The following is a 26300-nucleotide window of genomic DNA, read 5'->3' on the forward strand; positions in this document are numbered from 1 at the left end:
CATTGAAACTAAAAAACCCAGCTTCGGCTGGGTTTTTTATTGCGTGATAGAAATGTTAAAAGATGACACTTTTAAGCAAAAATGTGACCTAAGTTTTCACATTTATGTGATAGGTATGGCATATAAGTGATTTATTTGCAAAACAATTATCTTTATTCGAAGATTCTCTTTATAATTTATTTTAATAAAAAACAAACAACTTGAGATAGAAGAAATGACTCAATTGAAGTGGGGTATTGGAGGCGTACTTACGCTTGCTGTGGTCGCAGTGGGGGGTAATCTTTATGCGGATAAAAGCTTGAAGGCTTATTATCAACACAGCACCAAACAGTCGAATGATTTAAAGTTGCAATATCAACAATTTCAAATGGGTGCTTTAAATGGCAGTGCGAACTGGACCGCTGAATTAGTACTAGACCCATGTAAACCGAAAGAAGTGATCCAATTGAAGGGGCAGGATCATATTCAACGGAGTTGGAATGGATATGCGATTCGTTCAGATATTAATATTATGCAAGCACCTGGTGCACTTCAGTCCTTGTTGAAGGAACCACTTAAAGTACAAAGCAAAGTGAATTGGTTGGGTACTTTGAATAGTACCTTGACTACGCCAGTGATTACCCGCAATGAAGCTCAACTCCAGTCTAGATTAGACCCGATGACATTAAAGTTTCGGGCAAAACCGATCGAACAACAGTTAAAGATACTGGATTTACAGCTTGAAATTCCGAATCTAACAGTCACCGATCCAAATATACATTTGCAAATGGTGGGACTAAAGCTAGAAAGTAACCAAGGGCTGAATGGTGAATATCTTGAGGCGGGTGAAACCAAAATTAAGATGGATCTACTGAAAATGTCAGATCGAGATATCAATAAACCGATCAATGCCGAACTGAAGAATTTTAGTATAGAAACGCAAAGTGAACTGACAGACCGAGTTGTAAACACTGAAATGTTGTTGCGTCTAGATGAAATGAAAATGCCTTCAGCACCCGCTGTCCAAAACGTACAGTTTAATTTTAATGTGCTCGATGTAAACCGACAAAAATTACAGACGCTGTTTGATATTTTGGCGAAAAGTGAAAACAGTTGTTTGGCAAAAGAGGCAATGGAAAAAGATATGGAGCCTGCTTTATTGGCAGTGATTAATGAAGGTTTCCGTTTTGAATCAAAAGAGAACCAATTTGCTATTGGGGAAGGGGTTGCACAAGCGAGTGTGACAGGGCGTATTATGCCGAGTCATCAATCGACGGTGATGGGTATGGTGAAAATGATGCCGAGTTTAATGGAATACAAAGCAGATATTCAGTTTGATAAAAATATGATCTCACGCATCATGAATAATTATCTGCAAAAAGGAGGCATCAGCATGTCTGATCAAGAGATCGAAAGCATGCTTTCGACGATGCAGAGTTCAGGGCAGGTGAAACGTGAAGGGAATACCATGAAAATGTCAGTTGATTACAAATATGGGCAAACCAATTTCCTGACTGAATAATGCAAAATATGATGATCTAACATAATAAAAGGGACGTATTTCGTCCCTTTTTTATATCTGAAAATTGTCTAATGCAAAATTTAGCGAAGATGAAAGACCTGCTGGTATTTCATCTTCAGTGCATTAGTTTTTTGGATGGGTAATTTTCCATGCACGGTGGATTTTTTGATTGCGCTTGAAATCAGGCCCAATGGTTTCACTGGTAATTTCTTCGACATCAAAGAATGCTAAAATTTCTTCGTCCATTTCAAAACCACGATAGTTGTTCGAGAAGTACAAAGTACCATCCGTAGTTAAACGGTTCATCGCGCGTTTGAGCAATGATAAATGGTCGCGTTGTACATCAAAGGTACCGTAGAACTTCTTCGAGTTTGAGAAGGTTGGTGGGTCAATAAAGATCAGCTCATACTGTTCATGACCTTCTTTTAACCACTCAAAACAATCACTAGCAAAGAACTGATGTTGTTCATCGGCATGATCGACTGTTAAGCCGTTCAAGACGAAGTTCTCTTTAGACCAGTTCAAATATGTATTTGAAAGATCAACGCTGGTGGTACTTGCCGCACCGCCTAAAGCTGCATGTAAGCTGGCTGTAGAGGTATAGCTATAGAGGTTCAAAAAGTGCTTACCACGCGCTTCTTGCGCAATGCGTAAGCGGATTTGACGGTGGTCGAGGAACAAACCTGTATCTAAGTAATCGGTTAGATTGACTAAAATTTTTGCTTTGCCTTCCTGCACGATAAAACGCTTAGAAGCAGTACTTTGCTTGGTATACTGGTTTTTACCTTCTTGGCGAGCACGTGTTTTGATAAAGATCGCATCACGGCCTAAACCTGTTACCGCACGAATCGCCTGTAAAGCAAGGTTGAAACGCTTTTTGGCTTTTTCAGGATCGATTTTTTTCGGTGGCGCATATTCTTGGACGTGTAAACGTTCACCATACAAATCGACTGCGACGTTAAAGTCTGGAAGGTCAGCATCATATAAACGTAAACAGTGAATGTTTTCTTTTACTGCCCATTTCTTTAAGGTCTGCATGTTCTTTTGTAAACGGTTAGCAAAGTCTTCAGCACCTTCAATCGCTTCAAACTGTTGCGGTTGCCATGTTTCCAAGAAAGGTTTGACTACTGCAACTGGCTTAACTGAACCTGAACGTACGTAAATTGGCAGTTTACCATTCATCAAACGCATGGTTTGCGGGTCATTCAGCGCCAATACATCGGCTTGCTCGACGGCTGCGGCGATAACTGCTGCGGTTTGATTTGGGAAGTTCTTTTGCAGCAAAGCAGATAAGCCTAAATATAAAGCACGGTTTGAGGCTTTATCACCCAAACGCTCACCATAAGGTGGGTTGGTCACAATAAAGGCTGTTTTTCCTTCGGCTTCAAAGTTTGGCCAATCGGCTAAAGTTCGTTCTTCGATTTGGATCTGGTCAAGTACACGTTCAAAACCAGCAGCAATAATATTTTGCTTGGTGGCTTTTACCGCTTCCCAGTCTGCATCAAATGCGTAGAACTTAGGGAGAGGTTGTTCCAAGGCTGTTTGATGGCGTTCAGCTGCTTCCGCTTTAATGCTCATCCACAGATCATGATCATGGCCATTCCAGCCATTGAAACCGAAACGACGAACTAAACCAGGTGCGCGGTCAGTCAGCATCATCAATGCTTCAATAATGAACGTCCCAGAACCACACATGGGGTCAAGGAAAATATCGGGTCTTTTTGCAAGGAGCTTAGCTTTTTGTAAAATCGCAGCAGCTAAGTTTTCTTTAATTGGGGCATCGGTCATATAACGACGGTAGCCACGTTTATGCAATGAATCACCAGATAAGTCTAAACAGTAGGTGTGTTCAGTTTTTCCTGCGAGTGCATAAATGGTAATTTCAGGTTGCTTAATATCAATACTTGGACGCTTACCGACAGCTTCCATGAATGAATCGACGATACCGTCTTTTACACGTAGAGTTGCAAACTGGCTGTTCACCTTAATTTCACGTTCAATATGTAAACGAACGGCGAAGGTGCTTTGTGGTGCAAAAATTAGCGACCAATCAAAGTTCATTGCACCTTCGTAGAGCTCTTCAGCGACATCACGTGCGTCATGGCTAAATTCCAGCTCATGGACATGAATTGGTGTGAGTACACGCGAAGCAAGACGCGACCACATACAAATGCGATAGGCATGTTCCAGTGTACCTTTGAAAACTAAACGCCCAGGAAAACGTTCAATGTTTTGAACACCTAAACCTTCTAATTCTTCTTGGAGTAAGGTTTCTAAGCCATCGGCACACGTAACCCAATAGCTGCTTAAACGCGAAGCGGTTTTCATAAATTTGAGAGACCAAAATAAAACAAAATAAACTCGCTAAAGTTTAACGTATTTTGCCTCTGAATGGTTTTTTAAATATGCTTCTACTCAGCGGAAATATCAAAATAAATGAATCACCATGTGAACAATAACGTTTTTGGTACGTATTTTGCTAAATCCTTGCAAGTTTAATTTGCTGACTGATTTCTGATAGATCGTTAGTAAATATTTTTCACTTGAAAGGGGATGAATATGTCGACCAAGTTAGATCGCGGTGTTGTAAGTCATGCTGATGCTTTTTCAATTGCAACTTTACTTTATGCACGTCTGCGCCGTGTATCGGGGCGTGTAATTGATGTGATGTATTTGGTGGAAAACCCAAGTTATGCACGTCAAATGGCAGAGCTTGCTTTAAGTACAGAAGATGCTGAACTGATTCGATTGGTGAGTCGTTTAGACAGTGTCATGGATGTTTTTAACTATGAAGAAACCGCCGTGATCGAAAAACCTAAACAGGTCGACACGACACGACATGAGTTGGAAGCCACTGAAGAAGAAATCTACCGTGCCCAAGTGTCACATCACTATATTGGCGCTTTACGATAAGAATGGCTGAAGTTGGATCGCTCTCGCAAGAGAGCTTTTTAAAATGTCCGCTTGGGATAAATAAGATAAGAAACTCTATAGAATTGATATTTATAGCAATTTGATGGACTCAGAATTTGGCTAATTTAGCCTTTGATGGTTTAATTTAACTGGTTGAAATAATAGATAAGAATTTCATAATCTTAGTTTTGAAGCCGATGATAATTAAGGCAATTGTTTTAAACTGAGGTCCAAATCAAAAAGAAAATCTGTATAATGCGTTAACTTAACGTACAAGGAATCTCTCATGCACTTGGCAGCATTGCATACTCCGAGTCAGATTCAACTCAACCAAGATGGTCATCTCAAACACTTCCTCACCATCGAAGGTCTTTCTAAAGAAACTCTTACAAAAATATTGGACACCGCGCAGTCCTTTTTTAATGACCAAAATCAGCTGATTACCAACAACCTCTTAGAAGGTCGAACGGTAATGAACCTTTTCTTTGAAAACTCAACCCGTACTCGTACCACTTTTGAAGCAGCGGCAAAACGTCTTTCTGCAAATGTATTAAATATTGATATCGCACGTTCAAGTACGTCTAAAGGGGAGACGCTCAGAGACACTTTGTGGAACTTAGAAGCGATGGCCGCGGATATTTTTGTGGTACGTCATTCTTCCTCGGGTGCGGCACATTTTATTGCCCAAACCGTTTGTCCGCATGTCGCAATTATCAATGCAGGTGATGGCCGTCATGCGCATCCAACACAAGCTATGTTGGACATGCTGACCATTCGCCGTGAAACCAAAAAGAAATTTGAAGATATTTCAATTGCCATCATTGGTGATATTAAACACTCACGCGTGGCGCGTTCAGATGTTGCTGCATTACAAACACTGGGATGTAAAGACATTCGTGTAATTGCACCGAACACACTGCTGCCATACGGCTTTGATGAATATGGTGAAGGCGTACGTCTATTTAATAACATGGAAGCAGGGATCCGAGACTGCGATGTAATTATTACCTTACGCATTCAAAATGAACGTATTGATTCGCCAGCGCTGTCATCTCAAGCTGAATTCTACAAAATGTACGGTTTAAACAAAGAACGTCTTGCGATGGCAAAACCTGATTGCATCGTGATGCATCCGGGGCCTATGAACCGTGGTGTAGAGATTGATTCCAGTATTGCCGATGGTCCGCAGTCTGTGATTTTAAATCAGGTGACCAACGGGATTGCTGTACGTATGGCAGTTTTGGCGCTTGCAATGCAAGGTCAACTGCAAGAGCAAGGTTTGTTAGACGCGATTGCGGTATAAGGAATAAGTCATGACTGTTGTAAAAATTGAAAATGTACGTGTTCTTGACCCAATTCATCAAACAGATGCGGTTCAAACGATATATATCGAAAATGGCAAGTTGGTTGCTGAAACAACCAATGTCACTGAAACAATTGATGGTCAAGGCAAGTGGTTAATGCCAACCATGGTGGACTTATGTGCACGCCTACGTGAACCAGGTCAGCAACAGCACGGGACATTAAAATCAGAAGGTCGTGCTGCGCGTGAAAATGGTATTTTGCATGTGTTTACACCGCCAGACTCAAAACCGATTGTGCAAGACAATGGTGCTTTGATTCATGGTTTGATGGAAAAAGCCATGTTGGATGGCGGCATTTATCTTGAAGTGATTGGTGCTCAAACCCAAGGCTTACAAGGCAACCAACCTGCAAATATGGCGGGTCTTAAAAAGGGCGGTTGTAAAGCAGTTTCAAATGCCAATGCGCCTTTTGCAGATGACGATGTGGTGCTGCGCACTTTAGAATACGCAGCAGGCCTTGGTATGACGGTAGTGTTTTATGCCGAAGAACCGCAAATTGCCAAAGATGGCTGTGTCCATGAGGGCTTTGTGGCATCGCGTCAGGGCTTACCGACCATCCCAGCGATTGCCGAAACCATTGCCATTGCCAAGTATTTGTTAATGATTGAAGCGACGGGTGTTCGTGCCCACTTTGGTTTATTGTCTACAGGTGCTTCTGTTGATTTGATTAAAATCGCTAAAGATAAAGGTCTACCAGTCACATGCGATGTGGCGATGCATCAGCTGCATTTAACAGATCAGCTGATTGATGGCTTCAACTCACTTGCACATGTCCGTCCGCCGTTACGTGCTGAGTCGGATAAAGAGCTCCTTCGCCAAGGTGTGAAAAGTGGAGTGATCGATGCGATTTGTACACATCATGAACCGTTAAGCAGTTCTGCAAAGCTAGCACCATTTGCTGAAACACAACCGGGCATCACTGCTTTTGATACCTATGTAGCTTTTGGTGTGCAATTGGTACGTGAAGGTTTATTTAGTCCTTTGGAATGGGTCGAAAAAGTCACGATTGCACCTGCCACGGTAGCCAATATGCTTGAACGTTGGACTGCTGAAGCAGGCTGGGTATTGGTTGATCCTGAGTTAGACTGGATTGTGAATAAAGACAATATTTTGTCGCAAGGTAAAAATACACCTTTGATCAATCAAGTGGTGAAAGGAAAAGTTCTAAAAACTTTTGCAGCTTAAATATTGCCTTAAACGTGGATTAAAAAGTCAGCTTCGGCTGGCTTTTTTATTGGGCCTAGATAAAACTGATGCAAATACAATATTTTACAAAGTATAAAAAATGAACAGATAAACTGGAAAATGACGATGAAAACAATGAGAAAAAGTGGGGTAAGGCTTCATGAATGTCGATTTTATGGATTTACTAAAACAAAATGTCTCTGCAATTGTTTTAGAGGGTGATACACAACATTTACTTGAAAAAAATCAAGCAATTCAATCCTTTTTACCAATTTTACTGTCTATATTAAAGTCAAAGTCTGAACTGATTCCTGCATTTCAGCAGCAGTTGAATCCACGTCTTAATGATGCTTTTGCATCGAATGTCAGTCTCAAGCAACAGTTTTTGGAGCATGTCCGCGGGGCAGCACCCGCAGATGAAATTGAAAGTACCTTGAGCCGTTCGATTACACCTGCATTAGCATTTTTAGCCACAGAGGCAGGTTCTTCAGAACCAGAAGCAATTTCTCATTTACTACAAGTCAACACAGATTCCATTAGTCGTGCGTTACCTGAGTGGGCAACTGCATTACTAGCCGGATTGGGGGTAAATACCTTACAAGGACAAGCTACACATGTTGCACCTGCAAGCGTACATGCTACAAAAGTAGATGAGAAACGGTCATTTTTACTGCCAGTTTTGGCTTTAATTATTTTTGCGGCATTGTTTGCTTTTATTTTTAGAGCCTGTACCGAAAAGGCCACAACTGAAACAGCACCTGCTGCAAATGTGAATGCCAGCCAACCTGCTAAATTTCAAATCACCACAGGGGCAACAGGAGATTTGGTCACTTGCCAAATTTTCTCAGCCAATGCGGCTTATGTTGAAATTTTGCAAAAAGAAGTAAAGCAAATTTTTAATAACAGCATCGGCTGTGGTGCAGATATGCAGAGTATGTATCACACTGAATTTATCGACCAAGATGCGATACCCAGTGTAATCAGTGCATTGAAAGGTGTGCCAAATATAAATTTAACATGGTTTGGCAATCAGTTATCGATTCAATCACAAGATCCAGCCAATGCACTTAAAGTGGCAGATCAAATTAAACCTTTACTGCGTAATATGACAGTTGTGACGCAGCAACCACTGGATGTAAACCGTGCCGTGGATACCAGTATTAGTGATGCTGAGCGTGCACTGGCAGAAATTAATCCTGAGCAAGTTCGAGCACTAGACGTTGCCACGGCATTGAATTTGCAAATTATTAACTTTGATACAGCTTCATCGACGATACCTGATGTCAATAAGTCGATTTTGGATCAGGCCGCGGCGCTGATGCAAAAATCACCTCAAGTTAAACTGACCGTGATGGGGCATACAGATGCAACGGGAGATGCGGCAGTCAATAAAACTTTGTCGCAAAATCGAGCGCAAGCGGTGGTGGATTATTTAATTTTTAAAGGCGTCGATCCTGCGCAGTTGAGAGCGATTGGTTATGGGCAAGAAAAGCCAATAGCAGACAATCAAACTGATGAAGGCAAGTTTAAAAACCGCCGTATCGAGTTTGAGGTTTTAAATACAGACTCTGGTGTGGTGCGTGAAGTGGATGATCGTGGTGTTGAAAAGGTCAACTAAGCGATGTTTTAACCCTGCTACGGCAGGGTTCTTTTATATAGCTACTCGCATAAAAGCTTATTTTTTGGTTAAATACGCTGCGAAAAACAACAGCCTTATGGTTTTATAACAATGATGAAGAAAACAATTTTTGCCAGTCTAATCTTGAGCAGTTTATTTTTAAGTGCTTGTAACCGAACCGAGAATAAAACAGAAACGGTTGCTGAACCGCAAGAAATGTCAGATTGGAGTTGTACGGCTCCGGCCAACGTCGAACAAATTCAAGCGCATTTAAAAGCTGAATACTTAAAAGCCCTAGATCGCCGTCTGCGTGATAGCCGTGAATATGAGGCCGATGAAAAATTATTAACGCAGATTAATAACGGTATTCGCTTTGAAATTAAAGGCATTTCAACCACCACAGAAAAGCCTGAAACTGCGAAGCAATTGGACTGTGAAAGCCAGTTGGTGGTGATTTTCCCGAAAGGGTTACAGAAACGTGCCGAAAATGCGTTTTTAGCGCGTCCATGCGAAGAGTGTGAGGAAGGTTATCAAAGTACTTTGCGTGATGTCTTAGAAGAGGGTGAATATTCACTCAACTTAGACAATGATCAGCTACAAGGTGCATTTAGCTATAACATCATTAAAACGGATAAAGAAGGCATTAGCCTGAATGTACCCAATCAAAATGGCGTGATTGATGGTGTAGTGTTGGTGACGCAGCATGCGGTTCAGTTTGCGGCATATGAAAAAGAAAATGCAGAAATACAAAAGAATATAAAACAATATAATGAGCAAGAAGTTGCGCAGATGGAACTGGCACAAAAAGCCATGAATATTCGTAAGAAGGAATTGGACGCTGACCAAGTCAAAGTGGTGGAACGTCTGAACCAAACTTGGGACAATTTCACTGAGGAGCAAAAACAGCAGCTTCAACAAGACCAAACGGAGTGGTTTGAAAAGCGTGATGTGGACTGTAAAGTGATTTCCCAAAAAAGTGTTTACCAAATGACGGATAGTGAAAAAGAAACCTATCAAAAGCAGTCGCAATATTGGGATGATGCTTTACGTGCCCAAGATCAACAATTGCAATATACCAAGTGCTTTAACCAAAAAACCAATGAGCGCATTGTGTATTTAAATAATGTGTTTAATTAATTGGGCTACATTAAAAATACGCTTTAGTGAGTATTTATAGAATGAGAAAAGGACGAATATGATTCGTCCTTTTTTATTTAGATTGTGTTTTTTGTCCTTGTTTAGAAGGTAGGTGGCATATAGGTCAGGCTACGGCCTAAAATCCAAAGTAGGAACAGCACCAAAGGTAGGTGGAAAACCAATTGAGTAACGGTAAAGCCAATCACATCTTTAGCTTTTAATTTGAGAATGCCAAGCATTGGCAGCATAAAAAATGGGTTGATTAAATTCGGCAAGGCCTCCGCAGCATTATAGATTTGCACCGACCAGCCTAAATGCACTTTCAAATCATGTGCAGCTTGCATGACATAGGGTGCTTCAATAATCCATTTACCACCGCCAGAAGGAATGAAAAAGCCTAAAATGGCAGAATATAAGCCCATCACAATGGCAAAGGTCTCTTTGGAGGCAATCGAAACAAAAAACTCAGCAATATAATGTGATAGCGACAAATCATGACTGTTCAGTGCTTGCGTCATCATAAAGGCGATACTGCCATACAGTGGAAACTGAATCAGGACACCTGAGACTGCTGGCACGGCTTTGGTGACAGCATTGAGGAAATTTCGTGGCGTACCATGTAGTGCAATACCCAGCATCAGGAAAATAAAGTTGTAGGTATTTAGGCTTGAAATGGCCAAGATTGGATTACTTTTGCTGAACTCATTGAACATCCAAACCAGACCCAAGAGCACAATCAATATACTCAATAAAGGTGAGTTCTCTAACCAGTCTCCTGGGCGTTTTGTGGTTGGAGTCGGTTTGGCATCTTCCTCCAACTGAATAGGGAATTGATCAATGGTTTTAATGTCTTGGCCTTTGGGTGCAGACCAAAATGCAATAGCAATCGAGGCAATAATCAATACAGCCGTCATGATCATCGACTGAGGCAAAAAAATGGTTTCGGTAAAGGGAATCACACCGGTTAGATTGTAAATCGATTCGGGCAGGCTGGCTTTGTTGGCTTGCAGTTGTGCCGCAGAAGAACTAATACCTAAGGCCCACGTTGCTCCCATACCAATAATCGCGGCGGCAGCGGCAGCACGATAGTCCATATTCAGTTCTTTGCGTTTAGCTAACGCAATCACCAGCAGGGCAGTCAGTACTGTACTCATGGCCCAGTTAATCAGCGAAATTAATAAACTGACCGTCGCAACAAGTACAATCGCACCACGTCCACTATGGGGAATTCGAGCCATTTTTTGAATCAGCAGCTCTACAGGCTTTGAAACAGAAACCACATAACCAACCACAATCAGCATACACATTTGTAAGGTAAAAGGAATCAGACTCCAAAAACCATCACCAAAGGACACTGCGACATCTTTGGCAGGTGCGCCAATGCTGATCGAAGCAATCGCGACGATCACGACACCCAATAGGGCAAAAATATAAGAGTCTGGAAACCATTTCTCCGACCAATCACTGACACGTAGTGCAAAACGTTGCAAAATATTTTGAGAGTTTTCCATGCATTGATTCCATTTTTATCTATGAGGTATGAATTTTTGATTCAGCCTATCCGTGCTGATAGAAATGCCTTTAAAACAGGATCGCTGCTTTAAAGGCATTGGATTATTTTTTCTATTGTATAAATGATGTCGAATTAGCGGATCAGAGCAACACCTGTCACTTTTTGAATATCTTCAAAACTGACATCTTTCGCCAGTTCAACTAATTTCACACCTTCCTGCGTAATGTCCATGACACCGAGGTCAGTAATCACGCGATGTACGACATTTTTACCTGTCAGAGGCAGGCTACACTGCTCGACAATTTTCGGTGTACCATCTTTTGCAGAGTGTTCCATGAGCACCACCACTTTTTGTACTCCAACGACCAAATCCATCGCGCCACCCATGCCTTTGACTTTTTTACCCGGAATCATCCAGTTGGCCAAATCGCCATTTTGTGAGACTTCCATTGCCCCTAAAATGGCGATATTGACATGACCTCCACGGATCATGGCAAAAGAATCTGCACTAGAGAAAAATGCGGCGCCCTGACGTGCGGTAACAGTTTGTTTTCCAGCATTGATTAAATCGGCATCGACTGTTTCCGCCGTTGGAAACTCGCCAATACCTAACAATCCATTTTCAGACTGCAACCAGACGTTGACGTTTTCAGGAATATAGTTGGCCACCAGTGTGGGTAAGCCAATGCCTAAATTGACATAAAAACCATCTTCCAGCTCAAGCGCTGCACGTTGTGCCATTTCATTACGAGACCAAGCCATGGGTTAAGCCTCCTCTTTTAATGTGAGTTGTTCGATACGTTTTTCAGGGGTTGCATTTAGCACAATGCGATTGACATAAATACCCGGCAGGTGAATCTGGTCTGGGTCTAAAGCGCCAATTTCAAGAATTTCCTCAACTTCGACAATGCAGACTTTTCCAGCCATCGCACATACAGGATTAAAGTTTTGTGCGGTTTTACGGAAAATTAAGTTACCTGCAGTATCGGCCTTGTAAGCCTTCACGAGTGCAATGTCAGCGGTGAGCGAGTTTTCTAGAATATATGGTTTGCCATTAAACTGACGCTCTTCTTTGCCTTCAGCAATAAGCGTACCGAAGCCTGTTGCGGTAAAGAAAGCGGGAATACCTGCACCTCCAGCACGGAGTTTTTCTGCCAGTGTACCTTGAGGGGTGAGCTCCACTTCAAGCTCACCACTTAAGAACTGACGTTCAAATTCTTTGTTTTCACCTACATAGGAAGCAATCATTTTTTTGATTTGTTTGCTTTCTAATAAGAGTCCTAAGCCGAAACCATCGACGCCTGCATTATTTGAAATACAGGTGAGGTTTTTCACGCCCGTTTGTTTTAAGGCCGTAATTAGACTTTCTGGAATACCGCATAAACCAAAGCCACCAACCGCTAGGGTTTGACCATCTTGAACCACATCTTGCAGTGCATCCTTTGCACTTGAATAAACTTTATTGACCATAGTGTTCTCGTTATCAATTGAATGGCTTAGGCACAGCGCTTTTGCCAGTAGGCATTGGCATAGTTAGATGGATTGGTGCGTTGTAGCACTTGGCTGATGTTTTGGCTGGCAATCATCAGTGCATCAAGATCAATCCCTGTGTCATAACCCATGTTGGAGAGTAGGTAGTAAAGGTCTTCTGTGGACACATTGCCTGATGCACCTTTGGCATAAGGGCAGCCACCTAGACCTGCAATGGACGAATCAAATACACGAATGCCTTGTTCTAAAGACTGGTAAATATTGGCAATGGCCATGCCATAGGTATTATGAAAATGTCCTGCTAAACTCGCGGCATCCATTTCAGCTAAACATGCCTGCCAGACTTTTTTCACGCGGTCTGGTGTCGCCGTGCCAATCGTTTCACCTAAGGACACTTCATAGCAACCCATGTCCAGCAAACGTTGACTGACGTGTGCAACTTTGCTCGGTGCAATTGCGCCTTCATAGGGGCAGTCGACAATACAAGACACATAACCACGCACTTTGATGTTATGGGCTTTCGCCGCAGTCATGATGTCTGCAAATTTTTCAAAGCTTTCGTCAATGGAGCAATTGATGTTTTTTTGGGTAAAGCTTTCGGAAGCTGCGGTAAAAACGGCAACCTCCTGACAGCCGACTGCCAGAGCAGACTCAAACCCTTTCAGGTTCGGCGTCAGTAAACTAAAACTGATATTCGGATCTTTGGGTAAGCTGGCAAAGAGTTCGTCACTTTGTGCCATTTGTGGAACCCACTTTGCAGAGACACAAGAGCCCACTTCAATGGCACTGAGTCCTGTCTGCATTAAATCTAAAATCAGTTTACGACGGTCATCCAAAGTGAGCGGTGTCTTTTCATTTTGCAAACCATCTCGCGGCCCGACTTCGACAATTTTGACAAATTCACTCATGCGGCACCTTCCAAGCTTGAAAACTCAACCAATTCATCACCCGCTTTGACCTGATCACCGACTTGGAAGTAAGCCGCAGAGACAATGCCATCATGTGGAGCACGAATTGAATATTCAATTTTCATCGCTTCAAGCGTGAGGAGGACATCATCTTTTTTCACTGCGCTGTTGTTTTGTACCAAGACTTGCGTAATCACACCCGGCATTGGTGCTTTTAAGTTATTGGCATCAGAAGCATCATCTTCAGTATTAAAGTTAGGCTGAATATGTGCAAATTTATAGCTTTGACCGTCTGCATACAGGATTAGGCCCTGTGCATTTGAACTATAAGCATAGGTCTTTTTGCTTGTTGCACATTCAATTTTAGCTAAATGTGCCTCTAACAATTCACCTTGAATGAAAACGCTATGTCCATTGTACTTCGCTGTAAAGCCTTTTGCTGTTGGGCTGAAATAGACTTTATGTTCTTCATCGTTTAGTGCCAGTTTAATGGCATAGCTAGCATTAATATTTAAACGCCATAGAGAGTCGGCTTGCCATACAGGATTTGCAGCTGTTTTATTGTTGGCAAAACGGGACAAGAGTTCAATCAATGCTGCCGTAATGATGAGCTCTGAAGAGGCTGTTTCATTATGTTGCAATAAAAACGCTTCTTCACGTTGAATTAAGTTGGTGTCTAGATTGGCGGTTTTAAAAGACTCTGAACGGACCAAACGGTCTAAGAATGCAATGTTATTGCCCAAGCCATCGACATGGAATTGACTCAGTGCATGGTGCATTTGGGTGAGTGCGGCTTCACGATTCTTTGCCCAAACAATTAATTTGGCAATCATTGGGTCGTAAAAGGTCGTGATTTCATCCCCTTCAACAATGCCACTGTCTACGCGGACATGCTCATTTTGCTGAGGGTAGTGCAGGTAGTGGATTTTACCAATTGCAGGTAAGAAACCTTTTTCAGGTTCTTCAGCATAGACACGTGCTTCTAATGCATGACCATGAATACTGAGCTCGTGTTGTTGTTTAGGCAGTGGTTCACCAAAAGCTACACGTAGTTGCCATTCCACCAAATCTTGCCCTGTAATCATCTCTGTTACAGGGTGCTCAACTTGCAGGCGAGTATTCATTTCCATGAAATACGCCGTGCCGTCTTGTTCCACAATAAACTCAACAGTCCCTGCACCGACATAATCCACTGCACGTGCTGCATCAATAGCGGCTTGGCGCATGGCTTCGAGTTTTGGTTCTGCCATTTGGGGTGCAGGTGCTTCTTCTAGTACTTTTTGATGGCGACGTTGTACCGAACAATCGCGTTCAAAGAGGTGCACATAGTTACCATGTGTATCACCAAAAACTTGCACTTCAATATGGCGCGGTTGTACCACATAGCGTTCAACCAGAACATCGTCATTGCCAAAGCTTGAACGCGCCTCACTTTTACATGAAGCTAGATGGCTTAAAAAGTCTTCGCCGCGATCAACCAAACGCATGCCTTTACCACCACCGCCAGCACTGGCTTTAATCAGCACAGGGTAGCCAATGGCATCGGCTTGTTGTTTTAAAAAATCAGGATCTTGGTTGGTGCCATGGTAGCCCGGTGTCAGCGGTACACCTGCTTTCTCCATTAGCGATTTAGAAGTGGCTTTCAGGCCCATGGCTAAAATGGCATCTACAGGTGGGCCAATAAAGACAATGTTGTTTTTTTGGCAGGCATTGGCAAATTGGTCATTTTCAGATAAAAAGCCATAACCTGGATGAATTGCTTCAGCACCTGTGTCTAAGGCAGCTTGAATAATACGTTCAATTTGTAGGTAGCTTTGTGCAGCAGGAGATTCACCGATATAAATGGCTTCGTCGGCTTGTTGCACGTGCTGTGCCTGAGCGTCAGCATCTGAATAGACTGCAACGGTGGCAATGCCCATTTTTTTTGCAGTTCGGATCACACGACAAGCAATTTCACCACGGTTCGCAATTAAGATTTTATTAAACATATCGATATCCTTTCTTGTTGTTATGCCGTTGTCTTGATCCAGACTGGACTGTGTTTATTTAAAAAAGCATTTAAGCCATTTTTCGCCTCTGATCCTTGGCGTACATGGGCAATATGTTGTGCTGTTTGCAACAATAATGCTTCGGTTAACACTTGCTGGTCGACCATTTGGATGAGTTGTTTTGAAGACGTTTGTGCTTCTGGCCCACCCAAAAGTAAGGCATCGACCATTTCTGCGACTTTTTCATCTAACTGTTCAGCATCGGCCACCACATGCGCTAGACCAATGTGTAGGGCTTGTTCCGCAGAAATACGCTCTGCGGTTAAAAAGTAGCGTGAAGCCTGACGTGCACCAATCGCACGAATCACATAAGGGCTAATGGTTGAAGGGGCTAAACCTAAGCGCACTTCAGAGGTTGCAAACTTAGCATCGCTGCTTGCGACACAAATATCACAGGCAGAAGCCAGTCCCATGCCACCACCAAAAGCAATGCCTTGTACGCGGGCGATGGTCGGTTGTTTTAAAGTCGCTAAACTTTGTAGCATTTTCGCTAGTTTTAATGCATCGGCTTCATTTTCAGCCTGTGAGGCTTGTCCTGCTTCTTTCATCCAGTTCAGGTCAGCACCCGCCGAGAAGCTTTTGCCACGTCCTGCTAAAATCACGACACGGACATCATCACGTGTATTGAGTTCGCTAAAGCAGCGGTGCAGTTCTTCAATCACTTGAGTATTGAAGGCATTATGCATTTCTGCACGATTAATCCATACCGTTGCCACTTGGTCGCGTTGTTCGAGTTGTAAATATTGAAAGCTCATCGCTCATCTCCTACATGCGGAACACGCCGAATTTGGTCGGTTGAATGGGTGCATTTAAGGCTGCGGCTAAACTTAAACCGAGCACCTGACGGCTTTGTGCAGGGTCAATCACACCGTCATCCCATAAACGCGCCGATGCATAATATGGATGGCCTTGTCGTTCAAACTGATCGCGAAAAGGTTGTTTAAAATTATCTTCTTCTGCCGCAGACCAAGACTCGCCACGTTTTTCGATTTGATCACGCTTTAAGGTCGATAATACACTTGCCGCTTGTTCACCACCCATGACCGAAATACGCGAGTTTGGCCATGTCCACATGAAGCGTGGAGAATAGGCACGACCACACATACCGTAGTTGCCTGCACCAAATGAACCACCAATCACAAGGGTAAGTTTCGGCACGTTCGCAGTTGCAACAGCCATGACCAGTTTAGCGCCATTTTTGGCAATGCCTTCATTTTCGTATTGGCGACCGACCATAAAGCCAGTAATGTTTTGAAGGAACAATAGGGGAATATTGCGCTGCGTACAGAGTTCAATAAAGTGAGCCCCTTTTTGTGCAGACTCTGAAAATAAAATACCGTTGTTGGCAATAATGCCAACGGGCATGCCATAGATTTTGGCAAAACCTGTGACTAAGGTGGTGCCAAAGCGAGCTTTGAATTCATCAAACCGTGAACCATCGACAATACGCGCAATCACTTCACGAATATCGAATGGTTTGCGTGCATCACTTGGTACAACACCATACAGTTCTGTTGCATCAAATAATGGTTCTTCAATCTCTGTTGCACGCGTATGTGGTGTTTTATTCAGGTTGGCTACGATGTTACGAGCAATGGCAATAGCATGTTCGTCGTTTTCAGCCAAATGATCCGCTACACCAGACAGGCGAGTATGCACATCACCACCGCCTAAGTCTTCACTGCTGACCACTTCACCTGTTGCCGCTTTCACCAGCGGTGGGCCACCTAAGAAAATCGTCCCTTGGTTACGCACAATAATAGTTTCATCAGACATGGCAGGTACGTATGCCCCCCCAGCCGTACAACTGCCCATTACCACCGCAATTTGGGCAATTCCCATGCTCGACATGCGTGCTTGATTATAGAAAATACGCCCAAAGTGATCGCGGTCAGGGAAAACTTCGTCCTGCATGGGTAAATAGGCACCACCTGAGTCCACCAAATAAATACATGGCAGATGGTTTTGCTCCGCAATTTCTTGAGCACGTAAGTGTTTTTTCACAGTCAGTGGGTAGTACGTGCCGCCTTTTACTGTCGCATCGTTGGCGACGATCATGCAGGTCACACCATTGACCTGACCTACACCAGCAACGACACCAGCCGCAGGCACATCGTCTGCATAGACGTTTTGTGCTGCCAACTGACCAATTTCAAGGAATGCCGTGCCTGCATCAATTAATTGATCAATACGATCACGTGCTAACAGTTTTCCGCGTGCCAAATGCTTTTGTCGCGCCGCTTCGCCGCCGCCTAAAGCAATTTGTTCTGCTTTTTGCTTTAAGTCATCGACCAAGCTTTGCATCGCGGTTTGGTTGGTTTTGAAGTCTTCACTTCGAATATTGATCTTGCTATGTAATTGATTCATCACGAACATCCTTGTCATTTTTATTGTTGTGGAGGGTTAAGCTGTTTCATTAAACAGTTCACGGCCAATCAACATACGGCGAATTTCAGAAGTTCCCGCGCCAATTTCATAGAGTTTTGCATCGCGCCATAGACGGCCTGCAGAAAATTCATTGATATAACCATTTCCACCTAAGGTCTGAATGGTTTCACCTGCCATCCATGTGGCTTTTTCAGCAGCATATAAAATTGCACTGGCTGCATCTTTACGTAGGCTACGGCTATGGTCAGCCTTGTCGCACTCAGCACCCACGGCATAAACCAACGCTTTACATGCCAACCAAGTCGAATACATATCGGCAATTTTGCCTTGCATCAACTGGAACTCACCGAGTGCTTGGCCGAATTGTTTACGGTCATGGATATAGGGAATCACGGTGTCCATGCAGGCATCCATAATGCCTAAAGGACCTGCGCTTAAAACCGCACGCTCATAGTCCAAACCACTCATCAGCACTTTCGTACCGTTTCCTACACCGCCCATCACGTTTTCTTTTGGCACTTTCACATTGTCAAAGAACAGTGGATAAGTGTTCGAACCACGCATACCCAACTTGTCTAAATGTGTGCCATGACTAAAACCTTCCATGCCTTTTTCTACAAGGAAGGCTGTCATGCCTTTAGCGCCTGCATGCAGATCCGTTTTGGCATAAACCACAAGCACATCAGCATCACCACCATTGGTGATCCACATTTTTGAACCATTTAACAAGAAGTGATCGCCACAATCTTCAGCTTTGAGTTTCATGCTGACTACGTCTGAGCCTGCGTTTGGTTCAGACATGGCAAGTGCACCGACGTATTCACCTGAAATTAGCTTCGGTAAATAGCGCTGCTTTTGTTCCTCGCTGCCATTTCGGTTAATTTGATTCACACATAGGTTAGAATGTGCACCATAAGAAAGACCTATCGAAGCTGAAGCACGTGAGATTTCTTGCATGGCAATGATATGCGCTAAATAACCTAGGCCTGTACCGCCATATTCTTCACTGACGGTTAGACCGAGTAAGCCCATATCGCCAAATTTTTTCCACAACTGAGCTGGAAATTCGTTGTTCTGATCGACTTGTTGCGCAATAGGAGTAATTTCCTTGGCACAAAAAGCGGCAACGGAATCACGTAGTGCAATGAGTGTTTCATCTAAACCGAAATTTAAGCTTTGTAGGGTCATTTCTTCATTCGTCCTATGAGTGTATTTATTGTTCCTGATAAAGCATTTTTGTTGTGCTTGATTTTTACAATACATCGAATTTTTAAAAAAGTGAACTAAAATTCACAAATTGATTTACAATTCATTTTATCTGGTTGAGAATAGAATTATGAGTTATAAAAGATCATCATTGATGCAAGAACGAATGGAACAAAATCGTGAAGCGATTTTGCAATCCGCTCGTGAACTTATTGCTCAAGGGGGGATTAAAGACGCGCAAATTCAAGCAATTGCTGAACGCGCGGGTGTTTCGAGTGGTTTGGTGTATCGATACTTCGATAACAAAAGCCAAGTGTTAATTGAGGTTTTGTCTGAGGCCATACAGCATGAGGTGAAAATTTTAAATCACATTGCTGAAAGTGAGCTCTCGTCAAAACAGAAATTGGACAAGGCGGTAACCACGTTTGTGAAACGTGCCATGAATAGCCCCCAACTTGCGTATTCACTCATGTTTGAGCCAGTCGATGCTGAGTTAGAACATGAACGTTTTCGCAGTAAACAGCTGATTAAACAGAGCATCAAAGAAATACTGGCCGCAGGGAAAATTAACGGTGAGTTTGGATTTGAAGATTTAAATACCGCAGCACTTTGTGTGGTTGGTGCCATGACTTTTGTGGTCATTGAGCCTTTAAATCCGTCTCGAAATGTGATGTTTGATCAAAACTATAAAGACTACTTTGTGAAACAAATTGCCGAATTTTGTGTCAATGCAGTTCAGGTTCAGGAGGAAAAATAGTAGCAGGTGTGAACACAAAGGCTTGGTGTTTGAAGGGAAGTAGTCATAGAACAATTAAAGTTGAATAACAAGATTACAATGAATCAAGGAGATCGATTCGATGACACAAGAACGGTTAAGTTATGCCTATGGAACGAGCAGTCAGCCCCTATTAGGCATGACGATTGGTGAGAAATTTGATCAGGCTTGTCAGCAGTATGCGGAACAAGATGCTGTTGTCAGCCTGCATCAAAATGTCAGACTCACGTATAAGGAATTACAAGCTCAGGTCAATGCGTTTGCCTGTAGTTTACTAAAACTGGGCTTGAAGAAAGGCGATCGACTTGCGATTTGGTCTCCAAACTGTGTGGAATGGACGATTACCCAGTTTGCTGCGTTTAAAGCGGGCATCATTTTAGTCAACTTGAACCCTGCCTATAAAAGTAATGAGCTCGAATATGTATTGAATAAAGTTTCTTGTAAGGGCTTGGTCATTGCATCGCAATTTAAAAGCACGAATTATCAAGATATTTTAATGAAAATTGCACCTGAAATTAAAGGTGCTGAAAATAAAGTGTTAAAGGCAGAACGACTGCCACATTTGAAATATATTATTAAAATTGATGAAGAAGAGCATACGGGTTTGCATCGTTTTAGCGATCTGCTCACTCCCCCCAGCAAGAGACAGCTCAATCAACTAGAGCTTGTTGCAAGCGAATCGCAGTTTGATGAAACCATCAATATCCAGTTTACTTCGGGCACCACAGGTAACCCGAAAGGCACAATGCTGACACATAATAATATTCTAAATAATGGTTATTTTGTTGGTGAAGCCATTCATTTAAGTCCTGCCGATCGAGTCTGTATTTCTGTACCGCTCTTTCACTGTTTCGGTATGGTGATGGGTAATTTGGCCTGTATTACGCATGGTTCAACCATGGTCTATCCATCGGCGGTGTTCAATCCTTTAGAAACGTTAAAAGCCATTCAGCAGGAAAAATGTACGGCTGCATACGGTGTACCGACCATGTTCATTGCTATTTTAGAGCATGAACAGTTCGAAGATTTTGATCTTTCCAGTTTACGTACAGGCATTATGGCGGGCAGTCCTTGTCCACGTGAAATTATGCAACGTGTTATTGATCGGATGCACATGTCCGAAATTACCATTTGCTATGGTATGACTGAAACGGCACCTGTCAGTGCACAAAGCTCAACCTCAGATTCAGTTGAACAACGAGTCGGAACCGTAGGGCGTGTCCATCCACATCTTGAAATTAAAATTGTAGATGAACAAGGCAAAGTCGTACCACGTGGTCAGTTGGGTGAACTGTGTGTTCGTGGCTATTCGGTAATGTTGGGGTATTGGGAAGACCATGAAAAATCGCAAGAAGTGATTGATTCAGCACGCTGGATGCATACAGGTGACATCGCAGAAATGGATGAAGCTGGCTTTGTGAAAATTAAAGGTCGAATTAAGGATGTGGTCATTCGTGGCGGAGAAAACTTATTCCCGAAAGAAATCGAAGACTTTTTATATACCCATCCTGATGTCAGCGATGTCCAAGTCATTGGTCTGCCAGATGCACGTTATGGTGAAGAATTGTGTGCTTGTATTATATTACATGAGCATCATGAAATTACTGAAGAGTCGATCCGTCAGTACTGTGCGGAACATATTTCACACAATAAAGTTCCACGTTATGTTCGGTTTTTTAATGAGTTCCCAATGACAGCTTCGGGGAAAGCGCAGAAGTTTAAATTGCAGGAATTTATGCGTAATGAACTGGATTTGAAAGAAATCGCATAAGGTTGAAGACGGACTTTCCTTTGCTGGGTTAAAGCCAAAGGAAAGTCCGAAGTGAAAAGCAAAAGGAATAGCATATGCACCTGAGAAATGATTGGGCTCGCGCTGAAATACAAGCACTCTACCAACAGCCTTTTTTAGATTTGGTCTTTCGAGCACAGCAAATTCATCGTCAGTACTTTGAAGCGAATGCCATCCAAGTCAGTACTTTACTGTCGATCAAAACAGGTAAATGCCCTGAAGACTGCAAATACTGTTCACAGTCTGCGCGCTATGACTCAAAGCTTGAAGCTGAAAAAAGAATTGCGGTTGAAAAGGTCATTAGCGAAGCACAACAGGCGAAGGCCTCGGGTTCTACTCGGTTTTGTATGGGTGCGGCATGGCGCAATCCACATGAACGCGATATGCCTTATGTCTTGGATATGGTGCGTGAAGTCAAAGCTTTGGGTTTAGAAACCTGTATGACGCTAGGCATGCTGAATGCCTCTCAAGCCGAACGTTTAAAAGGTGCAGGACTCGATTATTACAACCATAACTTAGATACGTCGCGTGAGTACTATCCCAATGTGATTAGTACCCGTAGTTTTGATGACCGTTTGGATACCTTAAGTCATGTTCGAGAGGCAGGCTTAAAAGTATGTAGTGGCGGGATTGTTGGCCTAGGCGAAGAGACCAAAGATCGAATTGGCTTGTTGTTTGAATTGGCGACTTTACCGATACATCCTGAGTCTGTGCCGATCAACATGCTGGTCCCAATGCAGGGTACGCCTTTGGCAGAAGTTGACAAGTTAGATGTGACCGAGTGGATTCGCACTATTGCGGTAGCGCGAATCATTATGCCGAAAAGTTATATTCGTCTGTCCGCGGGACGTGAATCGCTGTCCGATACCGACCAAGCTTTGGCTTTCATGGCTGGTGCAAATTCACTGTTTTCTGGTGAAAAATTGCTGACTACGCCAAATACAGCACAAGGCAAGGATCAACAACTCTTTCACAAACTGGGGCTACATGCAGAAAAAGCCAAACCGCAACTTGCTGAGTTAACGGTCGATGCTATGGCTGTGGCTTAAATGCTAGAACATGCGGTCATGAACGTGTAGATTTAGGGCGACGATTAAAAGTAGATGAGTGAACAATAAAATGGCGAAAGACTTTCAGAGTCAAACTGTAGTAGATGGTTATGATCAACATATTCGTAAGCTCATTCCAGGATATGAGTTGGTTCATCTGCAAATTCAAGCCATTTTAAAAACACATTTACCAGAATATGCGCACGTATTGATTGTGGGATGTGGTACAGGTTATGAGCTTTCATATTTGTTGGCGCAGCATCCGACGTGGAGTTTTACCGCTGTCGACCCATCTTTGACCATGATTGAAAAAGCGCAGCAGTTATTGAGCGAGACCCATAGTGATTTAACGCGGGTTCACTTTGTTCATGGTGATACGACGGCATTACAGGAAAGTGCACAGTTTGATGCCGCTTTAGCCATATTGGTGGCGCATTTTATTCCACTTGAAGCAAAGTCATTCTTCTTTGCCGACATTTTACGCTGTCTTAAAACACAAGCTATTTTACTGAGCTATGACCTGATGTGTTCTAGTGATGACACTGAACTCAAGGTTATACAAACCTTATGTCAGAGCAATGGTTTGACGGTGGTACAGAGTGAAAAAATGCTTGAGCGCCTACAACAAGATTTTTATTTGATCTCGGCCAGCCAGATGCGAGAGCTTCTGACGAAAGTTGGATTTCATGAAGTACGAACTTATAGTCAACTGTTAAATTATTATGGTTTTTTTGCACAAAAGTAAAAACCAATGGCAGTAAAAAGATACATTTTAAAGATAAGAGTGAAGGAATATACATGGCAGCCTATTATCAACTTTTAAATCGTGAACAGCACAGTGATGGGAGCTGTACAGCATCTTATCTTTCCAATATTCATGCACAAGGCGCATGGAATCCGCATGAACAGCACATGGCACCTGCAACAGGGGTTTTGTGTGCAGAGTTAGAGCAGTTTCAACCACGTGACGAGATGCGCATTGGACGCGTGAGTTTAGATATTTTTGGACTGATCGCTTTTGGTGAGTTTACCGTGCATACCCGTGTCATTCGTGCTGGAAAAACCATTGAACTGATCGAGGCGGAAATGAAAGCAAACGGGAAGACTTGTATTGTGGCCCGTGCTTGGAAAATGATGAAGCAAGATACCAGTGCAATTGCAGGGCTGGAAGATCAACCGATTGTAGATCCTGAAACTTTGCCAGTATGGGATGGGATGAAATGTTGGCCGGGTGGTTATATCCAGAGTATTGAGACACGTGCGGCAGAAGGGCACCGTGCGGGTAAAGGCATTGTTTGGTTACATAATGATTTGGACATGGTGGAAGGTCAGGACACATCGAGTTTTGTGCGCTTATTGGGCATGGTCGATACAGCCAACGGTATTGTGCCACGTCAAAATCCAGCATCTGGATGGGGCTTTCCCAATTTAGATCTACAACTGCATTTATACCGTTTACCCCAAGGGAAATGGTTAGGTTTGGAAGCGACGCAGCAATATGGTGATAATGGTATCGGTTTAACCAGTGCGGTTTTGCACGATGAGCAAGGGCCATTTGGTCGTAGTGAACAGATTTTGACCCTGCGTAAGTTTTAGTTGGTCAGTGTCAATTTAATAAAAAAGGATGAATTGCTTCATCCTTTTTTTATTGGCATGCTGTAGGCACTTTAAAATAGTGAAATGAAGATGCGGATCAGTTTAATTGGAGCCGGGCGGGTGGCTCATCATTTAGCCAAAGCCCTGATGTCTCAGCATGAAATCATCAATATTTATAGCCGAAGCTTCGACAAAGCTACAGATTTGGCGCAAGTCGTACATGCAAAGGCGGTCAGTCATTTTCAGCAGTTAAATGTTGATGTGGATTTGGTGATGATTGCAGTAAGTGATCAGTCTATTCCAAGCGTGATTTCGGCATTGACTGAATATCTGCCGAATGTGTTGATTGTACATACTTCAGGGAGTACAGCACTTTCAGTTTTGGCGACGCAACATGCACGTGCAGGAGTTTTTTATCCCTTACAGACCTTTAGCTTAGAACGTGAAATTGATTGGTCAAATACACCGTTGTTTGTAGAAGCCACTGAAAATACAGATCTTCAAAGACTACATACACTGGCAGAAAGCCTGAGCCAACGCGTGTATAGCTACAGCTCTGCACAGCGTCTAAGTTTGCATTTAGCGGCCGTTTTTGCCTGTAATTTTAGTAATTATTGTTTTGACATGGCGAAACAAGTGGTGGATGCAGAGCAGGTCGATTTTAATCTGCTACAACCATTGATCTTAGAAACCGCACAGAAAGCTACACAGAATGACCCGAAGCAGATGCAAACTGGCCCTGCGATGCGTCAGGATCAGAATATTTTACAGATGCATCAACAGATGCTTGCACAAGTTCAACGAGCAGATCTTGCTGAAGTGTATGCCTTAATGAGTCAGCAGATCAGTCAACGTCACAGTTGATATTCAATATAATAAACGAAGAAGCAAGTCACAAAGAACAAGCAAAGCCACTGAAAACGTGGCTTTTTTTATGCCCTAAGATTCGGTACAGTGTTGCTTAAAATAAATACAAACAAATAGAGGGCGTATGCGTTCATATTCATTATTAGAACAAGTGCAGTGGAAAGATCTTGTGCAGCTAGGCCATACCGATGTGATCAGTGAGTTATTTATCTCTTTACCGTGGTTGATCGTCTCTTTCATTTTTGCAGGTTTACAGTGGTATGTCTTGGCGCTGTTTTGTTCGTTTATGTTTTTCTTAACAGGGCTTAGACAGGTGCATAACGCTTTTCATTTTGCCTTAGGGATTAGCCGTCCTGCGACTCATTGGGTCATGTTTGTTTTGAGCATCGTCATGCTCGGTTCGATGCATGCTGTACAAATTAATCACCTCCGCCACCATCAGCACTGTATGCAGGACGAAGATATTGAAGCGAAAAGTGCAAGCATGAAGTGGTGGCAAGCTTTGCTTTTTGGTCCAGTTTTTCCATGGATGTTGCATAAAAAAGCCTTTGAGGTTGGGACTAAAACGCAGAAAAAATGGATGTTTTCTGAGCTGGTTGCCAACGTCATTGTATTGTTTTTAGTTTTTGTGATCTTGGATATCAGTATTTTAAAATACCATGTCAGTGCCATGTTAATCGGGCAATGTATGACGGCTTTTTTTGCGGTGTGGACGGTGCATCATGATACAGAAGATCATGTCTATATGGCGCGAACAGTGCGTAATGAGTTTAAACGGGTTGTGACCTACAACATGTTTTATCATGTGGAGCATCATTTGTTTCCAGCAGTGCCGACACGACGTTTACATATTTTGGCAAAACGCTTGGATGAACATGATCCAACGGTTGAAATTCGGCATGTGTTCTAACAATTTAAGCATAAAAAATAGGGCACTAGGCCCTATTTTTTA

Annotated in this window: 22 protein-coding genes; 13 read left to right on the forward strand and 9 right to left on the reverse strand. The window is 42.8% G+C overall.

Going from position 1 to position 26300, the window contains the following annotated elements; genetic code table 11:
* Positions 1 to 214 precede the first annotated feature (214 nt).
* Positions 215 to 1501 (forward strand): DUF945 family protein, encoded by a 1287-nt coding sequence (locus KVY11_RS04415; RefSeq protein ID WP_218288249.1) that lies wholly within the window; start codon positions 215 to 217, stop codon positions 1499 to 1501.
* A gap of 123 nt (positions 1502 to 1624) precedes the next feature.
* On the opposite strand, the gene rlmKL is transcribed toward KVY11_RS04415, so the two are convergent.
* Complete coding sequence (gene rlmKL, locus KVY11_RS04420) at positions 1625 to 3829, reverse strand: bifunctional 23S rRNA (guanine(2069)-N(7))-methyltransferase RlmK/23S rRNA (guanine(2445)-N(2))-methyltransferase RlmL (RefSeq protein WP_184118300.1); 2205 nt, start codon at positions 3827 to 3829, stop codon at positions 1625 to 1627.
* A gap of 231 nt (positions 3830 to 4060) precedes the next feature.
* Here rlmKL and KVY11_RS04425 point away from each other — a divergent pair, with 231 nt between their 5' ends.
* From KVY11_RS04425 to KVY11_RS04445, 5 genes are all read left to right on the forward strand, one after another.
* Complete coding sequence (locus tag KVY11_RS04425; RefSeq protein WP_004696191.1) at positions 4061 to 4414, forward strand: hypothetical protein; 354 nt, start codon at positions 4061 to 4063, stop codon at positions 4412 to 4414.
* Positions 4415 to 4700: 286 nt separating this feature from the next.
* Entirely contained in the window at positions 4701 to 5717 is a 1017-nt protein-coding gene (locus KVY11_RS04430; protein ID WP_218288250.1) for an aspartate carbamoyltransferase catalytic subunit, read from the forward strand.
* Positions 5718 to 5727: 10 nt separating this feature from the next.
* On the forward strand, positions 5728 to 6963 hold the full coding sequence (locus KVY11_RS04435) for a dihydroorotase (RefSeq protein ID WP_218288251.1): 1236 nt from the start codon (positions 5728 to 5730) through the stop codon (positions 6961 to 6963).
* A gap of 160 nt (positions 6964 to 7123) precedes the next feature.
* Complete coding sequence (locus KVY11_RS04440) at positions 7124 to 8581, forward strand: OmpA family protein (RefSeq protein WP_218288252.1); 1458 nt, start codon at positions 7124 to 7126, stop codon at positions 8579 to 8581.
* Between the two features lie 114 nt (positions 8582 to 8695).
* Positions 8696 to 9718 (forward strand): DUF1311 domain-containing protein, encoded by a 1023-nt coding sequence (locus KVY11_RS04445; protein WP_218288501.1) that lies wholly within the window; start codon positions 8696 to 8698, stop codon positions 9716 to 9718.
* Between the two features lie 101 nt (positions 9719 to 9819).
* Here KVY11_RS04445 and KVY11_RS04450 read toward each other — a convergent pair whose 3' ends face one another.
* From KVY11_RS04450 to KVY11_RS04485, 8 genes are all read right to left on the reverse strand, one after another.
* Positions 9820 to 11229 (reverse strand): short-chain fatty acid transporter, encoded by a 1410-nt coding sequence (locus KVY11_RS04450; protein ID WP_218288253.1) that lies wholly within the window; start codon positions 11227 to 11229, stop codon positions 9820 to 9822.
* A 134-nt stretch (positions 11230 to 11363) separates the two neighbouring features.
* The gene (locus tag KVY11_RS04455; RefSeq protein WP_218288254.1) at positions 11364 to 11993 is read right to left on the reverse strand and encodes a 3-oxoacid CoA-transferase subunit B; all 630 of its coding nucleotides are present in this window, start codon (positions 11991 to 11993) and stop codon (positions 11364 to 11366) included.
* Between the two features lie 3 nt (positions 11994 to 11996).
* Positions 11997 to 12701, reverse strand: a complete 705-nt coding sequence (locus tag KVY11_RS04460) for a CoA transferase subunit A (protein WP_218288255.1) — start codon at positions 12699 to 12701, stop codon at positions 11997 to 11999.
* 26 nt (positions 12702 to 12727) lie between these two features.
* The gene (locus tag KVY11_RS04465; RefSeq protein ID WP_218288256.1) at positions 12728 to 13630 is read right to left on the reverse strand and encodes a hydroxymethylglutaryl-CoA lyase; all 903 of its coding nucleotides are present in this window, start codon (positions 13628 to 13630) and stop codon (positions 12728 to 12730) included.
* The gene (locus KVY11_RS04470) at positions 13627 to 15618 is read right to left on the reverse strand and encodes an acetyl/propionyl/methylcrotonyl-CoA carboxylase subunit alpha (RefSeq protein WP_218288257.1); all 1992 of its coding nucleotides are present in this window, start codon (positions 15616 to 15618) and stop codon (positions 13627 to 13629) included. The genes KVY11_RS04465 and KVY11_RS04470 overlap by 4 nt, the downstream gene beginning before the upstream one ends.
* 20 nt (positions 15619 to 15638) lie before the next feature.
* Positions 15639 to 16433, reverse strand: coding sequence for an enoyl-CoA hydratase/isomerase family protein (locus tag KVY11_RS04475; protein ID WP_151836394.1), 795 nt, complete (start codon positions 16431 to 16433; stop codon positions 15639 to 15641).
* A gap of 10 nt (positions 16434 to 16443) precedes the next feature.
* Positions 16444 to 18045 (reverse strand): carboxyl transferase domain-containing protein, encoded by a 1602-nt coding sequence (locus tag KVY11_RS04480; protein ID WP_218288258.1) that lies wholly within the window; start codon positions 18043 to 18045, stop codon positions 16444 to 16446.
* Between the two features lie 36 nt (positions 18046 to 18081).
* Entirely contained in the window at positions 18082 to 19254 is a 1173-nt protein-coding gene (locus KVY11_RS04485) for an isovaleryl-CoA dehydrogenase (protein ID WP_005400596.1), read from the reverse strand.
* 148 nt (positions 19255 to 19402) lie between these two features.
* On the opposite strand from KVY11_RS04485, the gene KVY11_RS04490 reads away from it, so the two are divergent.
* From KVY11_RS04490 to KVY11_RS04520, 7 genes are all read left to right on the forward strand, one after another.
* Positions 19403 to 20029, forward strand: coding sequence for a TetR/AcrR family transcriptional regulator (locus KVY11_RS04490; RefSeq protein ID WP_004982268.1), 627 nt, complete (start codon positions 19403 to 19405; stop codon positions 20027 to 20029).
* A 100-nt stretch (positions 20030 to 20129) separates the two neighbouring features.
* The gene (locus tag KVY11_RS04495; RefSeq protein WP_218288259.1) at positions 20130 to 21818 is read left to right on the forward strand and encodes an AMP-binding protein; all 1689 of its coding nucleotides are present in this window, start codon (positions 20130 to 20132) and stop codon (positions 21816 to 21818) included.
* A gap of 74 nt (positions 21819 to 21892) precedes the next feature.
* Positions 21893 to 22885, forward strand: coding sequence for a biotin synthase BioB (gene bioB, locus KVY11_RS04500; RefSeq protein WP_218288260.1), 993 nt, complete (start codon positions 21893 to 21895; stop codon positions 22883 to 22885).
* Between the two features lie 70 nt (positions 22886 to 22955).
* Positions 22956 to 23630, forward strand: coding sequence for a class I SAM-dependent methyltransferase (locus tag KVY11_RS04505; protein WP_218288261.1), 675 nt, complete (start codon positions 22956 to 22958; stop codon positions 23628 to 23630).
* Positions 23631 to 23683: 53 nt separating this feature from the next.
* Positions 23684 to 24481, forward strand: coding sequence for a thioesterase family protein (locus tag KVY11_RS04510; RefSeq protein WP_218288262.1), 798 nt, complete (start codon positions 23684 to 23686; stop codon positions 24479 to 24481).
* A gap of 90 nt (positions 24482 to 24571) precedes the next feature.
* On the forward strand, positions 24572 to 25345 hold the full coding sequence (locus KVY11_RS04515) for a Rossmann-like and DUF2520 domain-containing protein (RefSeq protein ID WP_218288263.1): 774 nt from the start codon (positions 24572 to 24574) through the stop codon (positions 25343 to 25345).
* A 127-nt stretch (positions 25346 to 25472) separates the two neighbouring features.
* Positions 25473 to 26258, forward strand: coding sequence for a fatty acid desaturase (locus KVY11_RS04520; protein ID WP_218288264.1), 786 nt, complete (start codon positions 25473 to 25475; stop codon positions 26256 to 26258).
* The last annotated feature ends 42 nt before the right edge of the window (positions 26259 to 26300 follow it).

Source organism: Acinetobacter sp. CWB-G5, assembly GCF_019209785.1.
Classification (GTDB): Bacteria; Pseudomonadota; Gammaproteobacteria; order Pseudomonadales; family Moraxellaceae; genus Acinetobacter; species Acinetobacter johnsonii.

Coding starts and splice junctions, on each gene's coding strand:
- KVY11_RS04505 (WP_218288261.1), top strand. CDS start 22,956: ATGGCGAAAGACTTTCAGAGTCAAACTGTAGTAGATGGTTATGATCAA.
- KVY11_RS04435 (WP_218288251.1), top strand. CDS start 5,728: ATGACTGTTGTAAAAATTGAAAATGTACGTGTTCTTGACCCAATTCAT.
- KVY11_RS04520 (WP_218288264.1), top strand. CDS start 25,473: ATGCGTTCATATTCATTATTAGAACAAGTGCAGTGGAAAGATCTTGTG.
- rlmKL (WP_184118300.1), bottom strand. CDS start 3,829: ATGAAAACCGCTTCGCGTTTAAGCAGCTATTGGGTTACGTGTGCCGAT.
- KVY11_RS04440 (WP_218288252.1), top strand. CDS start 7,124: ATGAATGTCGATTTTATGGATTTACTAAAACAAAATGTCTCTGCAATT.
- KVY11_RS04465 (WP_218288256.1), bottom strand. CDS start 13,630: ATGAGTGAATTTGTCAAAATTGTCGAAGTCGGGCCGCGAGATGGTTTG.
- KVY11_RS04515 (WP_218288263.1), top strand. CDS start 24,572: ATGCGGATCAGTTTAATTGGAGCCGGGCGGGTGGCTCATCATTTAGCC.
- KVY11_RS04415 (WP_218288249.1), top strand. CDS start 215: ATGACTCAATTGAAGTGGGGTATTGGAGGCGTACTTACGCTTGCTGTG.
- KVY11_RS04445 (WP_218288501.1), top strand. CDS start 8,696: ATGAAGAAAACAATTTTTGCCAGTCTAATCTTGAGCAGTTTATTTTTA.
- KVY11_RS04490 (WP_004982268.1), top strand. CDS start 19,403: ATGAGTTATAAAAGATCATCATTGATGCAAGAACGAATGGAACAAAAT.
- KVY11_RS04495 (WP_218288259.1), top strand. CDS start 20,130: ATGACACAAGAACGGTTAAGTTATGCCTATGGAACGAGCAGTCAGCCC.
- KVY11_RS04450 (WP_218288253.1), bottom strand. CDS start 11,229: ATGGAAAACTCTCAAAATATTTTGCAACGTTTTGCACTACGTGTCAGT.
- bioB (WP_218288260.1), top strand. CDS start 21,893: ATGCACCTGAGAAATGATTGGGCTCGCGCTGAAATACAAGCACTCTAC.
- KVY11_RS04460 (WP_218288255.1), bottom strand. CDS start 12,701: ATGGTCAATAAAGTTTATTCAAGTGCAAAGGATGCACTGCAAGATGTG.
- KVY11_RS04475 (WP_151836394.1), bottom strand. CDS start 16,433: ATGAGCTTTCAATATTTACAACTCGAACAACGCGACCAAGTGGCAACG.
- KVY11_RS04425 (WP_004696191.1), top strand. CDS start 4,061: ATGTCGACCAAGTTAGATCGCGGTGTTGTAAGTCATGCTGATGCTTTT.
- KVY11_RS04485 (WP_005400596.1), bottom strand. CDS start 19,254: ATGACCCTACAAAGCTTAAATTTCGGTTTAGATGAAACACTCATTGCA.
- KVY11_RS04470 (WP_218288257.1), bottom strand. CDS start 15,618: ATGTTTAATAAAATCTTAATTGCGAACCGTGGTGAAATTGCTTGTCGT.
- KVY11_RS04480 (WP_218288258.1), bottom strand. CDS start 18,045: ATGAATCAATTACATAGCAAGATCAATATTCGAAGTGAAGACTTCAAA.
- KVY11_RS04455 (WP_218288254.1), bottom strand. CDS start 11,993: ATGGCTTGGTCTCGTAATGAAATGGCACAACGTGCAGCGCTTGAGCTG.
- KVY11_RS04510 (WP_218288262.1), top strand. CDS start 23,684: ATGGCAGCCTATTATCAACTTTTAAATCGTGAACAGCACAGTGATGGG.
- KVY11_RS04430 (WP_218288250.1), top strand. CDS start 4,701: ATGCACTTGGCAGCATTGCATACTCCGAGTCAGATTCAACTCAACCAA.